13 protein-coding genes are annotated in these 16139 nt (G+C 40.8%); all 13 read left to right on the plus strand.

Annotation, left to right across the window (positions count from 1 at the left end; genetic code table 11):
- Nucleotides 1–5 precede the first annotated feature (5 nt).
- On the plus strand, nt 6–1157 hold the full coding sequence (locus FKG96_RS06630; RefSeq protein ID WP_130856136.1) for an O-antigen ligase: 1152 nt from the start codon (nt 6–8) through the stop codon (nt 1155–1157).
- Complete coding sequence (locus FKG96_RS06635) at nt 1157–2233, plus strand: glycosyltransferase (RefSeq protein ID WP_242627192.1); 1077 nt, start codon at nt 1157–1159, stop codon at nt 2231–2233. Before FKG96_RS06630 ends, FKG96_RS06635 begins: the two co-directional genes overlap by 1 nt.
- Before the next feature lies 1 nt (nt 2234).
- Nucleotides 2235–3398, plus strand: a complete 1164-nt coding sequence (locus FKG96_RS06640) for a glycosyltransferase (protein ID WP_207303754.1) — start codon at nt 2235–2237, stop codon at nt 3396–3398.
- Complete coding sequence (locus FKG96_RS06645) at nt 3391–3969, plus strand: WcaF family extracellular polysaccharide biosynthesis acetyltransferase (RefSeq protein WP_130856138.1); 579 nt, start codon at nt 3391–3393, stop codon at nt 3967–3969. The genes FKG96_RS06640 and FKG96_RS06645 overlap by 8 nt, the downstream gene beginning before the upstream one ends.
- Nucleotides 3970–4251: 282 nt before the next feature.
- On the plus strand, nt 4252–5076 hold the full coding sequence (locus FKG96_RS06650) for a glycosyltransferase family 2 protein (RefSeq protein WP_130856139.1): 825 nt from the start codon (nt 4252–4254) through the stop codon (nt 5074–5076).
- A gap of 7 nt (nt 5077–5083) precedes the next feature.
- Nucleotides 5084–6346 (plus strand): WcaI family glycosyltransferase, encoded by a 1263-nt coding sequence (locus FKG96_RS06655; protein WP_130856140.1) that lies wholly within the window; start codon nt 5084–5086, stop codon nt 6344–6346.
- Nucleotides 6331–7773 (plus strand): capsule assembly Wzi family protein, encoded by a 1443-nt coding sequence (locus FKG96_RS06660; RefSeq protein WP_130856141.1) that lies wholly within the window; start codon nt 6331–6333, stop codon nt 7771–7773. The genes FKG96_RS06655 and FKG96_RS06660 overlap by 16 nt, the downstream gene beginning before the upstream one ends.
- Before the next feature lie 14 nt (nt 7774–7787).
- Entirely contained in the window at nt 7788–8600 is an 813-nt protein-coding gene (locus FKG96_RS06665) for a polysaccharide biosynthesis/export family protein (protein WP_242627193.1), read from the plus strand.
- Between the two features lie 13 nt (nt 8601–8613).
- Nucleotides 8614–10989, plus strand: coding sequence for a tyrosine-protein kinase (locus FKG96_RS06670; RefSeq protein WP_130856142.1), 2376 nt, complete (start codon nt 8614–8616; stop codon nt 10987–10989).
- A 34-nt stretch (nt 10990–11023) separates the two neighbouring features.
- Nucleotides 11024–12415, plus strand: coding sequence for a UDP-glucose 6-dehydrogenase (locus FKG96_RS06675; protein ID WP_149105275.1), 1392 nt, complete (start codon nt 11024–11026; stop codon nt 12413–12415).
- 743 nt (nt 12416–13158) lie between these two features.
- On the plus strand, nt 13159–13917 hold the full coding sequence (locus tag FKG96_RS06680) for a LamG-like jellyroll fold domain-containing protein (protein ID WP_130856144.1): 759 nt from the start codon (nt 13159–13161) through the stop codon (nt 13915–13917).
- 284 nt (nt 13918–14201) lie between these two features.
- Nucleotides 14202–14795 (plus strand): RNA polymerase sigma factor, encoded by a 594-nt coding sequence (locus tag FKG96_RS06685; protein ID WP_130856145.1) that lies wholly within the window; start codon nt 14202–14204, stop codon nt 14793–14795.
- 76 nt (nt 14796–14871) lie between these two features.
- The gene (locus FKG96_RS06690; protein WP_130856146.1) at nt 14872–16074 is read left to right on the plus strand and encodes a FecR family protein; all 1203 of its coding nucleotides are present in this window, start codon (nt 14872–14874) and stop codon (nt 16072–16074) included.
- The last annotated feature ends 65 nt before the right edge of the window (nt 16075–16139 follow it).

Below are 16139 nucleotides of genomic sequence, written 5' to 3' on the forward strand. Positions count from 1 at the left end.
AATATATGGAAGAGAACGGAAATAAATTAGTGATTTACCTCTGTATGATCGGAGTGGTCTTCCTTAGTTCCTTCCGTTCGCCGGATCCGGAGCTAGCACTGGATTATTCCGTTCCCTCCTATATTCAGTTTCTCCAGACACTGTCTGTACCCATCGTGTTGCTTTTGATGCTGTTGAGTATTGGATTTATGTTCCGGGTGCCGACAGAAATGGAAAAAGAAGGTGGGAAATCTTATTTGCCGTATTTTTTTATCTTCCAAGTCATTATTCTGTTAACCGAATTTTCACGGCAGAATAATGCGACGGAGTTTTTGATACGTTTGTTATTCGGTATCATCACCTTTATTTATTTCTTGAAGGTAGTGGCCAATTTGCCCATTTATCGAGCAGAGGGGTTTTCCGTTTTAGCAGCTTTTTTCTGGGGCAGTTTTTTCTTCATCGCATTGAACGTGCTTATACACGTTTCAGGAATAGGGCATGTCATATGGAAAGGCCGATTATTTGGAGTGACGGCTCATCCCAATTTTATGGGAATCTGCGCGTCTATTGAAACGATCCTCGCTTTTGTCTTTTTATGGAAAGAACGGAAGTGGAAGAGACGCTCTATTTTCTTGATAGCTTTTGCAGTGGGTATCTATGCGTGTCTCTTGACAATGTCTCGTACATCCATGCTAGGAGTAGCCACCGGGGTTTTCATTTTCTTCATGGTAGGGATGAAAAATTCATCTTTCAAACCGTTTTTTATGATATTGTTAGCGCTGGTTTCAATGCTGTTGGTGGCTAACCTAACTATGCAGTCGTTGGATTATGCCGATCGGGGAAATACCCGAGAGCAGACGTGGCGCGAACTTTACGAAGATGCCTCTGAATTACCATTGATTGGGAAAGGACGAAGCGGTGCTAGCACAAATGCCTATATGTTTGCCATCGTGGCAGGAGGTGTTTTGGGAGCTGCATTTTTTTTCCGGAGCCTGTTTGGGGTGATGGCTTCAGCTTTTACGGATCTATTAAATACACACAACTTTAAGCGGTTGGCTTTCTTGGCTTTACTGACGTTGATATTGGTGACATCTGTTTTTGAAGGATACCTACTGGATACGGTGAGTATCCCATCCTTTACATATTGGATGTTATTGGCGGTTACTAGACAGTTATAATGGAAAAGAGAATTGCAATTGTGAACCCTTCGGTACCTCATTATAGGGAAGACTTTTATCGCTATATAAAAGAACGATTAGCTTGTGATGTGTTCACTTATGAAGACATGAAAAGTACGAGTAACCGCAATTTCAAAGAGAGCCAGTTGATAACGAAACGCTTGAAAAGTATTAAGTTGAAAAAATTTCTGCTCTTTAATATTTTTCCCTTACTCAGTAAACAGTATCAAACATTAGTGTTGATGTGGGACTTTGCGCAAATCAGTACTTGGTTGCTTTTGATTACGAAACCGCTCCACCGTAAAAAAATTATTCTTTGGGGGCAGGGTATTTCTGTAAAACGCTATCTCGTGGAGGAGGTACATCCAAACCGGCTTTTAATGGCAATGTTGAAGCTGGCAGATGGCGCTTGGGTTTATATGGAAAAAGAGACTGTTCAATGGAAGGCAATTTTTCCCGATAAGGCTATCGTTGCGCTGAACAATACGATCTCCGGTGTTGAAAAGGTTTTGGATACGCACTACGATGTAGATGAATTAAAAGGCATTAAGAAAAAGCATAACATCACGGAGGACATCTTATTGATTTACTGTGCCCGCTTTGATAATCCCTATAGACGTTTTGATTTACTGATTCAAACTATTGAATTGCTGGACCCTCGGAAATATGGCTTTATCATTATAGGTGAAGGCGCTTATAAGCCTGATTTTTTACCTTATAAGAATGTGTATGATTATGGAAAAGTGTATGAAAAGCAACTAAAGGATGAGCTTTTTTCGATTGCCGATATTTATTATCAGCCCGGCTGGATTGGTTTATCGGTTGTTGAAGCCATGGCATATGGAAAGCCAATTTTAACATTTAAACGGAGCGAGGCAGTCTTACAATGTGTGGAGTACCATTATATAGAGCATGATCGGAATGGAATTTTATTAAATAATATCGAGGAGTTAAAAGAGACGCTGTCGAAGCTTATGCAACGAGAACTGATAGCAATGGGCATGCAATCGAAGCGAATTGTCCAGGATAAACTACTTATGGGAAATATGGTGCAAAATGCTTTATCCATCTTATAATATGAGAACAAAAATCTTACATGTTATTTCAACTATGGATCCTAAAGCCGGGGGCGTTAGCCAAGCTGTTAAAACCATGGTAAGGGGACTAAAGTTTTACAATATTTCAAGTGCTATTGTTTCGTTAGATGAGGAAGAGATAAAAAGAGATTATCCGGACTTTGAACTAATTACAATAGGTAAAGGAACAACATCTTGGAATTACCATACTAAATTGATCAGTTGGCTTAAAGAAAATCTGGACGCATACGAAAATGTCATTGTTCATGGTCTCTGGCAGTTTCAATGCTATGCTATCCTGAAAAGTATGCCTGCGGCTACTGCCACGAAAATTTACGTAATGCCCCATGGTATGTTGGATCCTTACTTTCAAAAATCAGCTGGCCGAAAACTGAAAGCCTTTAGAAATCAACTCATTTGGTCGTTGGTTGAAAATCGGCTGATTAAAAAAGCGGAAGGGCTATTATTTACTTGTGAGATGGAAAAGACTTTGGCTCATGAGACATTTAATGGCTATAAGCCCAAAAAAGAACTTGTTGTAGGGTTAGGAGTGGAAAAAGATTTAGAGGAAAATGAGGCAATGGCTAACGAATTTAAGATTGCTTTTCCCCAAGTTACTTCTGATGGTTATTTCTTATTCATTAGCAGAATTCATCCCAAAAAAGGATTGGATTTGTTGGTAAATGCTTATTTAAACCTTAAGCAATCAGGTACGCATTCATTAGCTCCTTTGGTTATAGCCGGGCCGGGTTTGGATACACCTTATGGAAGGGAAATTCGAGAACTGGCAGCTAAAGATCCTGATATCATTTTTACGGATATGTTAACAGGGCGTTTGAAATGGGGTGCCTTTTACGGTTGCGGCGCTTTTGTGTTACCGAGCCATCAGGAGAATTTTGGTATAGCGGTGGTAGAAGCTCTTTCTTGCCAGAAGCCGGTCCTGATTAGCAATCAAGTGAACATATGGCGAGAAATTGAGAGAGAAGGGGGAGGGATCGTGGTGGATAATACACAGAAAGGCGTCGAGCGTTTACTCCATAGCTGGACACACTTAGATCCAAACGAGAAAATAAAAATGGGAAGAAACGCAGAGCGAACATTTCATAAGTATTTTACCGTGGGCATGGCCGCGAAGCGTTTAAAAGAAGCGTTGAATTATGACTAAAGTATATAATAATGATACGTACGTAGGAGCGTCCTTTTCCTTAAGTAACCGTTTGATGCGGGTGCTTTGGAGCCTTGTTTATGCCTTATTATTTAAATATTCGCCCCGACCATTTCATGCTTACCGTGCGGCTATTTTGAGATGTTTTGGCGCTAAAGTAGGTAAAGGAGTGCATGTTTATCCCGGGGTAAAGATTTGGGCCCCATGGAATCTGGATTTGAAGGATGAGTGTGGTATTGCTAGCGGAGCCGAATTATACTCACAAGGGATGATTACAATTGGTTATCGTGCCATCGTGTCGCAGGGTTCTTATGTCTGTACGGGTACGCATGATTATACCAAGGTAGGGCATCCGTTATATACCCTGCCTATTGTTATTTCCGCGCGCGCTTGGGTCGCCGCGGATTGTTTTATACACCCAGGGGTTACTATTGGTGAGGGTGCCGTCATTGGAGCACGTTCAGTAGTTACGAAGGATATGCCCGCATGGATGGTTTGCGCCGGACATCCGTGTAAGCCCTTGAAGGAGCGGGTAATGGTCAATGAGCCAATGGAGCAATTAGCTAATTAGCTTGTTGTAAATCGTTGAGTCGAGAAATTGTTGAGTAGGGCAAGGAATAATGAGCCGATGTGATGATGAGCCAATGTGATAATGAGTTGAAGATTAGTGATTAATAGAGTGTATGAATGATAAACTTGCCTGGTAGGCAGTGTGACTGACAGCTGATGGCTGATAGCCGAAAGCTGATAAATAAACAAGAAATAATGAATAAGCCTACGCTTAAGGCCTAAAGCATACTGCCAAAAGCTATGTGACTAGTGGCCGATAGCCGAAAGCTGAAAGCTGTTAAATATGATTTCTGTACTGATTTTAACTAAGAATGAAGAACAAGATTTGCCAGGATGCTTAGCTTCGGTAGCCTGGTGTGATGATGTCCATGTTTTCGACTCTTTTAGCGAAGATCGTACCGTGGAAATCGCCCGGCAGGCCGGTGCTAAGATTACGCAACGTAAATTTGATAATTGGTCGGCACACCAAAATTGGGGTCTGGCCAATATTCCCTTTAAGTACGCTTGGGTTCTTTATATAGATGCTGATGAGCGGGTATCAACGGGTTTGAGGGAAGCACTCATGGCGTTCGACCAGGAAGGAGATGCAGTGGCTTATGAAATTCAACGACGTGATTTTGCCTGGAACGGCCGTTGGTTAAAACATGCTCAGATATCTCCTTTTTATCTCCGATTTTTTAGACCGGATAAAATGCGCTACGAACGTTTGGTCAACCCGGTGTCTTTGCCGGATGGACCGGTAGGCCGATTACACGGATACCTCGACCATTATCCCTTTAGCAAAGGTTTTCGCTACTGGTTGCAACGGCACTTGAGTTACGCCGATATGGAGGCAGCAATGCGCTTGGAAGACATGGGAAAAGGTACCAACTTCTCGTTACAAAAAGCGCTGTTCAGTAAGGATTTTACAGAAAAGCGCTATCACCAAAAGGGCTTATTCTATAAAATGCCAGGACGCCCATTTATTAAGTGGCTGTATATGGTGCTGTGGAGGAGAGCCTTTCTAGATGGCATAGCGGGAACTACTTATGCTACACTACAGTCTATCTATGAATACTTCATTGTCTTGAAGACAAAGGAGTTAGTGAGTAAACAAAATTCCAAATAGAAATGCTATGAAGATATTAATATTTGGTATCAATTATTACCCTGAGCTTACCGGTATTGGAAAATATACCGGTGAAATGGGTGCTTGGTTAGCTGCTCAGGGGCATGAGGTTGCTGTAGTAACGGCACCTCCCTATTATCCGGAATGGGATATCCATCCAGCCTACAAAGGAAAAAAATGGTTCAAAGAGATTATTGATGGTGTAACCGTTTACCGAGTACCTTTATATGTGCCAAAAGAGGTTACCTCAAAGAAACGCATTCTGCATGAATTTTCTTTTTTAGGTTCAGTATTGCCAAAATGGTTTGGTTTACTGTTAAAGAAAAAGTATGATGTGGTCATCAATATTAACCCACCATTTCATTTGGGCTTCTTTGCGTTATTGTATGCGAAAATAAAGAAAGCACGCTTATTGACACATATTCAGGATCTGCAAATCGATGCTGCGAAAGATCTTGGTATGATCCGTAATAAGCGCTTATTGGATTGGATGTTTAAATCTGAACGTTATCTTCTTAATAGCAGTCATGCGGTATCCTCCATTAGCTTAGGCATGCAGCGAAAGATCCTTGCAAAAGGCGTCCCGAAAGAAAAATTTATTATGTTTCCCAATTGGGTAGACGAAACGGCTATCAAACCGCTGTCGATAAACGAGTCGTTGCGTAAGGAATGGAATATTCCAATGGATGATAAGGTTATTCTATACGCCGGAAATTTAGGAGAAAAGCAGGGGCTGGAAGTTATTATTGAGGCTGCGGAAGCATTTAAGCAAAACCATTTTATTCGTTTTTTGATCGTCGGATCAGGTGGTAATAAGGAAAATTTGCAAAAGGCGGTAAGCGAGAGAGGTCTGAACAATGTGTTCTTTTATCCGCTGCAACCGTACGAAAAATTAAGCGCTTTATTAGCTACAGCTGATATTCACTTAGTATTGCAGAAAAAATCGGCCGCCGATTTGGTTATGCCGAGCAAGTTGACGGGTATATTTTCTGCAGGTGGTTGCGCTTTGGTAACCGCCATGCCTAACACCTCCCTATATGACATCGTGGACCAAGGTAGATTGGGCGTGTTGGTAGAACCCGAATCGACCCAAGCACTCGTAGACGGTTTGAATAGGATGTTGAGTGAAGATTTAGCAAGTTATCGTAACGCTGCTCGAGAGTATGCGATGCAACATCTTTCGAAGGAAAGGATTATGCGAAACTTTGAGGATCGCTTATTGGAAATGATCGGTGTAAAAGAAAGGACTAAAAAATGGCATTACGCTTAATTTTTTTATTGATAGTTTGCATGGGATGTATTGGAATAGTGGCGGCGCAGGATTCAGTAAAGCGTTGGCAAGATTCACTAAAACTTTCTGTGGGTACGATAACGACGGTAGCCTCGAAAGATTTTTTACCACTATGGTTAGTTGCAAACCGATACGGAACGATTAAGGATAGGCAAAGTGATGTTTCGACAAATGTCTACCTCGCTAACGAACATGCGTCAAAAAATGGGGATTTTCGAGTGAATTATACCTTAGATGTCTATAATCATAATCATTTTGAGGGTTTTACGATTGTAGAAGGAAATGTGAAAGTTAATTATAAGGGTTGGGAGCTTCGGGGAGGAAGATATCGTGAAGTACTTGGGGAGGTCGACCCGACGCTTTCGACAGGCTCTTTGGGACTGAGTGCTAATGCCTTACCTATTCCAAAAATCGGTATTGCAGTGCCTGCGTATAAAGAAATTCCCTTTACTAACGGATGGGTACAATTTAAAGGTTTAATCAGTCACGGTTGGATGGGGAAAGATCGTTACTACGAATCCTATTTACACGAAAAGGCATTTTATTTACGCGTTGGTAGAGGAAAATTGAAATTATTTGGTGGGGTTGTTCACTTTGGTGAATGGGGTGGAAAGAGGGGAAGGTTTTCATTAGATAGAAGCTGGAAGGGCTTTTGGGATGTTTTCCTTGTAAAAGAGGCAAATGATGGCAGTTTACCATCAAATAGTATACTGCGCCCCAATCGTGCAGGAGACCAGCGTGGAACGCTGGAAGGTGGTTTCGATTTGGAAAGTGGTTATGGTTATTGGCATTTTTATAATCAGCTATTTTTTGAAAGTGGTACGGGTATCGATATCCGTAACATCGACCGCCTTGCTGGCCTTAGCTTAACTTTTAAAGAACCGAAATGGAAAATAAGAAAGGTGCTCGTTGAGTTTATCCATACCAAACAGATGGAAGACTATGGAAAGGAACAGCAAAGCTATTACAACAATGGAATCTATAAAACCGGTTGGGAATATAAAGATATGATCATTGGAACCCCCTTGTTTCTGAACCGGGTAAGAGGGAGTCATTTTCTGCCTGTGAAACCCTTTAACTGGCAGCAAGACGAAGGTCGTGAAGGAAGGATTATGGGGAAGGCAAACATTATTAGTAACCGCGTAGTAGGTGGGCATCTGGGAATTGAGTATGCACCTTTCAAGCACTTTAGCTTCAAAACGCTTCTCACTTATAACGTGCACTTCATGGGGGCTACAGCGATCGAAAAGTATGTAAATAGTACATATAAGCAGTTTTACAGTTTACAAAGTGTAAGCTATGTTTTGAATAGAAAGTGGTGGATTAACGGCGAAATCGCTTGGGATGCCGGTGATTTTTACGACAATGTCGGCTTTAGCCTTGGTGTTAGCTATCGTATTTTTTAACGCTCGATTACGCAATGAATAAAATAATTAATCAGGATAAGAAGATATATATGAAAAAAATGCGCATTGGTTTTTTTTTAGTGTTAATAGCGTTTTTGGCAACTGCTTGCCAGAGTAATAAGACCATTCCTTATTTTAAAAATATTCCTAAGACAGAATATAATAAGATCGAACAAGCAGCATATACAGAACTGAAAATAAAAGAAGATGACATCTTGGATATTACCATACAAACTGCCGATGTCAACGCTGCTTCACAAGTGAACGATGCCGCAACTAATAATAGCATAGCGAGCCCCGGAAGTGGTCAACAACGAGCAACAGGATTTGTGGTAGATAAAGAGGGAGAAGTAGAATTGCCCGTATTGGGAAGGATTAAACTAGAAGGATTAACCAGTTATGAAGCACGTAATCTAATTCGTAAAAAGGCTAACGAATATTTTGTGGATCCAACTGTGCAGGTTCGCTTTGTTAATTTTAAGGTAACTGTAATCGGAGAGGTAAACCGACCTTCGAGCTATACGATGCCATCAGAGCGAGTAACAATTTTAGATGCGATTGGCTTAGCTGGAGATTTGACTATATATGGGAAGAGGGAGAATGTGCTATTGATACGTGAGACGAATACCGGGAAGGAACTCGTGCAGTTTAATTTAAACGATTCGCAATTATTTAAATCGCCTTATTACTACTTAAAGCAAAATGATATTATTTACGTGGAACCTAGTAAGGGTAAAATAGCTGCTGCTGAATCTTCTCGCTTCAGTGTGATAGCCATCATTGCATCATTATTATCCACTGCGGCACTTATTATAACACGACTCTAATTGAACCCGATCAATGAATACATATAATATGGAAGTAACATCTCAATCGAAGCGAAAGTCTGCATTCAGCTATAAAGATTATTTACTACGTTTAATAAGATTATGGCCGTTATTTCTTTTGAGTTTACTACTGTGCTTTGTGGCAGGCTATGTATATCTCCGGTATTACACCACCCCTTTGTATCATGTAGCAGCAAAAATACTGATCGAAGATGACCAGCAATCCACCCCTTCGGCAGCTCAATTAAATCTTGAGAGCTTACTTGGAACTACAAGTGGTGTAGACAATCAATCGGAGATTCTGAAAATACGTTCATTGATGGAGGCACTCGTAAGGGACTTTAAACTTAATATTATGTGGTTTAAGGAAGAGCCCTTGCGCGATGTAGAAGTTTTTGAAGGGCCTTACAAGCTCGTTTTCAACGGCGTAACTGACACCATTAGTCGGGCTTTACTGCTTACTATGCAGCCTTATGACAGTGCCTTTTTCAATCTATCTTACGAAAGTAATGGAGAACAAAAGATTCTACAGAAGATCCCTTTCAATAGTCCATTCGAATTAGCAGGTTATGGCTCCTTCACTATGGAGAAAAATGGCGAATCCAAAGCGGCGGTAGAAGACGTAGAATACAAGATTAAGGTTTTGCCTTTTGATGATGCGGTTTCTTCGTTACGATCAACCATTACAACGAATATTAGTAATAAGCTAACCACAATTATTGATTTACAGATGGATTGCGCCCTTAAATCCAAAGGAGAGTATGTGCTAAATCGTTACATCGATCAATATATTAAGCAGAATATTCAGAACAAAAGCCGAATAGCAGATAGTACGATTTCCTTTATTGACCAACGCATTATTTTGGTAAACACAGAGTTGACGAGTATTGAACAAAAAATTCAACAATTTATGCAAGGGCAGGGTTTGACTAACATATCGGCGCAATCTCAACTTATGCTTCAGAGCAATAAAGAATATGGACAACAGCTAGATGATGTGCAAATACGGATGGAAGTAATGGATGCAGTAGATTCATTACTTAACGTACCCGGAAGCAAAAGCTTGATATCCGGCAATGTATTGAGTAATGGGCAATCGTCAGACCAGGCGTTTAACGCGCTGATTTCGAATTATAATGGACTCATTCTAGAACGCGATCGCTTACTGATGGGATATCGACCGAACAATCCGATTATAAAAAATGTAGATCAGCGGATTACTTCAGTAAAGGAAAATATTTTTGATTACATCAAGAACACGAGACGTTCTCTGGAAATCAATAAGCAGGAAATTGAGCGCAGCACACGATCGATTCGTGGCGATATACGACAGGTACCCGCGCAGGAGCGTGCTTTTCTCGACTTGTCGAGACAGCAACAGTTAAAGCAGGAACTCTATTTGTTTTTGTTGCAAAAGCGGGAAGAGACCGCTTTAGGGAACACATCCAGTATTGCGGGGATTACCATCTTAGATCGGCCTAAGGCAGATAAACAACCTTTTAGTCCAAAGTCAACCTTTGTTTATCTAGGTTGTTTTGTTGTGGCCCTTTTAATTCCTACAGGCAAGATTTTCTTGGAAGATAGTTTGAATACACGGGTGCAGAGTCGTAAGGATATTGAAGAGCGGACTTCGGCGCCTGTTATAGCGGAACTTAGTCATAATACGTCGGGGATCGATTTGTTGGAATTCAGTTCCTCACGTTCGATATTGGCCGAGCAATTTAGAGGGCTACGTACCAATATTCAATTCCTTTTGGCAGAAGACGAGCGTAAGGTAGTGCTCCTGTCTTCCGGTATGCCGGGAGAAGGAAAATCTTTTATTTCGCTAAACTTAGCCAGTGTCTTCGCCCAGTCGGATAAAAAAGTTCTACTCATGGAATTTGACCTCCGTAAGCCAAAATTGTCTAAAACTTATCAGACGCAAGTTGGGCAAAAAGGGATATCCAATTTTATGGTAAATAAGGAGTTGACGCTTGACGATATTGCGCGACCGGTGGATAGTACCGGGAATGTTTATTTTGTGCCATGCGGGCCGATACCTCCCAATCCGTCCGAATTGATTATGCAAGCACGTACCAAAGAGTTGTTTAGAGTCGCACGAGAACGATTTGATATTATTATTATTGATGCACCACCGATTGGTGCGGTGACAGATGCCCAGCTGCTCAGTAACTACGCTGACTTATTTGTGTTCGTGACGCGTGCTCATTACACACCATATAACCTACTTGCGTTACCGGAAGATATGAAAAGGGAAAGAAGGCTGGGAAATTACGCTATCGTCCTCAATGATGTGCGAAAGAGGGGGAATGGTTATAGCTACTATGGATATGCTTATGGAAGTTATGGTCAAGAGGAGCAATCAAATAAGTGGTGGAAGAAGAAGTAAACAGCAAAGAACCTTAACTTATAAAGAATAATCAATGAACATCACAAAAATCTGCTGCATAGGTGCCGGTTATGTTGGCGGCCCAACCATGGCGGTCATCGCCAAACAATGTCCGGATATTCAGGTTACGGTAGTGGATCTGAATGAATCACGTATTAATAAATGGAACGATCCTAATGTGGAAAATATACCGGTATATGAGCCGGGATTAAGTGGAATAGTGGCGGAAGCGCGTGGTCGGAATCTTTTTTTTACAACGGAGGTCGATCGTGCTATTAAAGAGGCCGACATGATTTTTATTTCGGTGAACACACCAACTAAGACTTACGGAGCAGGTAAGGGGCAGGCCGCAGATTTAAAATGGATTGAGCTTTGTGCCCGACAAATCGCTCGCGTAAGCACAAGTGATAAAATTGTGGTAGAGAAATCAACTTTGCCCGTCCGTACAGCTAGCACTTTGAAGGATATCCTAAAACACACCGGGAATAATGTCAAATTCCAGATACTCTCTAACCCGGAATTTTTAGCAGAGGGCACCGCTGTTGATGACTTGCTAACACCCGATCGCGTGCTGATTGGCGGTGATCAAGATGCGGAAGGGAAACAAGCTATAGAAGCACTTGTGAACATATATGCGCGGTGGGTGCCCAAAGAGCGGATTCTAACGACAAATGTATGGTCTTCTGAGCTGTCGAAGCTTACTGCCAATGCTTTCTTGGCTCAACGTGTATCATCTATTAATGCTTTATCTGAACTGTGCGAATTTACAGAAGCCAATATTGGAGAGGTTGCCCGCGCTATCGGAACGGATAGTAGAATTGGTCCAAAATTTTTAAAAGCTTCCGTAGGGTTTGGAGGCTCCTGCTTTCAAAAAGATATTCTCAATTTGGTATATATAGCCAGAAGTTATGGCTTAAATGAGGTTGCCGATTATTGGGAACAGGTGATTATTATGAATGATCATCAAAAGAGGCGTTTTGCCAATAAGATTATCAAGACGCTTTATAATACAGTGAACGGAAAAAAGATCGCTTTTTTAGGTTGGGCCTTCAAGAAAGACACAAACGATACACGCGAGTCTGCCGCTATCTACGTCGCAGATCATTTACTTTATGAGCAAGCAAAGATTGCCGTGTATGATCCGAAGGTTTCTGCCGATCAAATGTATGCCGATTTAGATTATCTAAATACCAGAACTGTAGAAGAAAACCAGCTGCTTGTTGATGTAGTACAAGATCCTTATGAAGCCTGTCAAGATGCACATGCAGTAGCTATACTGACAGAATGGGATGAATTCAAGGATTATGATTGGCAAAAAATTTATGATGCAATGCTTAAACCTGCGCATATATTTGACGGACGGAATATTTTAGATAAGGGGCAGCTGGAGCGTATAGGGTTTAAAGTGAGCGCTATCGGAAGCTGATTTTATTTCATTTACTTCATCTGTAATTTTTTGCAATGTAGCAATCTACCTTCCTGGATCAGGTTGGTATGGTGTTAATCGTGTTGAGATATCTCACTTCGGTGATAATGGTGTATTTCTCAATATTGCACATTATAATTGTGTATTTGTGATATAATGATTAGTTTAGCACTAAGTTTTGTTTGTTGCATATTTGGTATTGTCATTTGATTTGAAACGTTTTTGCGTTGACTGAGTTTGGTTGTCTTTTGACAGTCATGTGATGCGATACAGTATATAACGAACGGACATTTCAGAAGGATAACACCCTTCGCTCCCTAACTTAATCTTTTATTTTAAATACATCAACCATGCAACAGGTTGCAACCTTCGCAAGCGAAGCAAAATGTCCTAGGTGTGGCGCGGTTACGGATTATCGTATACCCCGCAACAGATTTGTGAAGCTATTTCTGCCTTTTTACAAGAGAAAATTTTGGTGCCCTAAATGTTCTAATCACTTTTATACACTAAAATAATCGAGCACAAAGGTCGATTTGACAATACCTACATGCACCGGACTGTGCATATTTTTCATTTATTTCTTAAAAGGCGTGTATTGATCAACGCTTCTGCACAATTATTGCCAACCGACAAAATCTGCTGAGGTTGTGGTTGGCTTTTTGTGCGAATTAAACGCTCTCCCGCGTTAAAGGCTATCCTATTAAACAGGGTGTAGCAACACAATTATAGATACAAATAATTTTATGAAAAGCTATCGCTATTTTGTATGGTTGCTGAACGTGTTGTTCGTAACCCTACTGATCAACAGTTGCGACAAGGGAAATGGAGACATGGATCCCGTTGTTGATCTTGACAGCGGCTTGGTTTACTACTTTCCGTTTAGCGGAAACAGCATAGATCAAGTCAGTAATGAAACTTATGACATCAAAGAGGCCACTTTTGGTGCCGATCGTTTTAATGTACCCAATAAGGCGCTAAGAATGGTAAATAATGGTTTGTATGGACAAGGCATGGATATAGGAGCAGGATTGGGTGAAGCTGAAGGAAGTTTAGCCTTTTGGATCAATCTGGATGATCTTGAAAAGCTTCATCCGTTGTTTATAAAAGCTTATTTCCATAACTTCAGTGCTCGGGAATATAATATGTTTATAAACCCCGATAGCACCATGACACTCTATTGGACAAATGAAAATATTTGGCCGACGACACCGAAGGTCATTAAGTGCCAACAATGGCAGCATATCGTTGTCCGCTGGTCGAAGAACAAGTCGGTACTTGAAGTTTTAGTTGATGGCAATATTGTTTTAACTAATTATTATCAGAGCGATCGAATACTAGACCCTCAGGAACCACCTCAGAAAATGGGTTATAGTTATAATTATGAGGGGTCGCATACAGGTTCATCTAATTATTTTCGTGGTAGAATTGATGAAATACGAAAATACAACCGTTGGCTTAGAGACGCAGAAGTGGATGCATTAATTGATCAAAATCAGACATAAGAGCGTATCATGTAGGATAGTCTTAAAAGGTTCTGCTTCAAAAGTAGAACCTTTTTGCTATATATACCTAGCCAAGTACGCAATAATCTATCGTTGGTGTTTTCTCCGAGCGGATGGACGTGAGATATTAAGGTTATCAATTAAAGTCCAAGTGAATTTTAATAGCGATTGCTTTGTAGGTAAGCAATTCCCTTCAACGAAACGTTTCGAAATAAAAGGAAAGTTTTGATAATAAAAAAATATCCGCTAATTTGTGCTGACTAATTAATTATTGATGATCGATTATGCCTGTGCCGCCAATAATAGATCCGTTGACTATCCGGAAGCTTCGTGACGGAAATGAACAGGCTTTTCAGCTCATTTATCAACAGTGTCATCAATCCGTATTTCGCTTTGCCTATGCGTTTCTTAAAGATATTGAGTTAAGTAAAGAAGTGACCCAAGAAACCTTTTTAAATTTATGGATTCACAGAAACGATTTGTCGGACGAGTTACCACTATATCCTTATATTTTTGCCAAAGCACGGAACTTGACAATTGATGCCTTCAGACGATCTACGGTTGTAGTACGAATGCAGGAAGAAGCGACAAAATTTTCGATACACCTAAGCACAGAAACAGAGGATACAATCTTACTGAATGATCTACGACAGATCACGCAACAGGCGTTAGATAGATTGCCTAAACAACAAAAACTGGTGTTTGAACTTAGTAGAACCGAAGGGCTCTCTTATGAGGAAATTGCCAGTGAACTACGGATATCTAAAAATACCGTAAAATATCACTTGGTATGCGCCTTAAAAAACCTGCGATTATATTTGGCACAACATGACATCTTTTACTCGGTTTTGATTGTCTATCTTTTGTGGCGAAAATAATTTTTTTAATCTTACCCTACCCTCTTTCGGCTTTCATGCGTTTACCCTTACAATAGTATCATTTTTATATAGTTTAATGACGAAAGATCGCTTGCTGCTCTTACTTACGGCCTATTTAGAAGACAATTTACTTCCGGAAGACTATCGGGTTTTAGTGGACTATCTTCACGAAAAGGGGCACGAACAAGTGTTAGACGAGGCTATAGTAAGCATTATGGATGAGCTTGACCTGACGACAGATATGCCGATCCCCAGTGATGAGATTTATCAGGGAATCATTCAGGATAGTCGTTTTAAAGAATCGGCGCACCTATCTTTTCAAAGGAAGCGGCACCCTAAGAAACGACCATGGCTTCTAGTTGCGACGGCTGCTATTGGTTTGATTTTGGTCTTGTTTGGCGGATGGTTTTTAAGTTATGTTAATAATGGTTCAACGAATTGGCAAACTTCAAGTGTTGCGTCAAGTAATATTACTCCCGGCGGAAAGAAAGCAATTTTAACATTGGCAGATGGTACCTGTATTGCGCTGGATAGCACGGCTAATAAAGAGGTAGCTGTGCAGGGAAACATGCATATACGCGCTACCCGGGGAAGATTGATTTACGCGTCTGATGTTAAAAAAAGCAAAGAAAGTAATCAAGAGCTTTTGAATACCATCGCTACACCAACTGGCGGTGAATATCAGGTTGTATTGCCGGATGGTACGAAGGTGTGGCTAAACAGTGCCTCTTCCATTAGTTATCCACTTGTTTTTAGTGAAAACGAAAGGAGACTATCCATGAAAGGAGAGGTTTATTTTGAAGTAGCCGCCGATAAGAGTAATCCCTTCGTTGTTGATGTAGCAGGTGTACAAATTGATGTGTTGGGGACGCATTTTAATGTCTGTGCTTACGCCGATGATAAGCTGATAAAAACGACGTTGGTACAAGGGAGTGTGCAGGTTAGAAGAGGAGAGGAACGACATCTTCTAAAACCGGGGCAGCAGGCGCAGACCAGTTTAACAGCCGAAAAAACGGAAATAGTATCCGTTGATTTGGAAGAAACATTAGCTTGGAAGAATGGCAATTTTTTCTTTAACAGTGAACCCTTGGAGCGTGTAATGAAAAAAATCAGTAGATGGTATGATGTAGAAATCGAATATAAAGGGAACTTTGAAGGGAAACGATTGGATGGGACCATCTCCAAAGCAGAGGATATCCGACAATTACTTGCCGGGTTTGAAAAAACGAAAATAGCACGTTTCACCATTAAAGGAAGGAGGGTAATCGTTATGAATTAAGCTAACCTAAATGGTGCGAAGGTAAGGAGATCAGGAGCGCACCACCGCCCCTGATCGTGCGACCT

The sequence above is a fragment of the Olivibacter sp. LS-1 genome, assembly GCF_008245145.1.
GTDB classification, from domain to species: domain Bacteria; phylum Bacteroidota; class Bacteroidia; order Sphingobacteriales; family Sphingobacteriaceae; genus Olivibacter; species Olivibacter oleidegradans.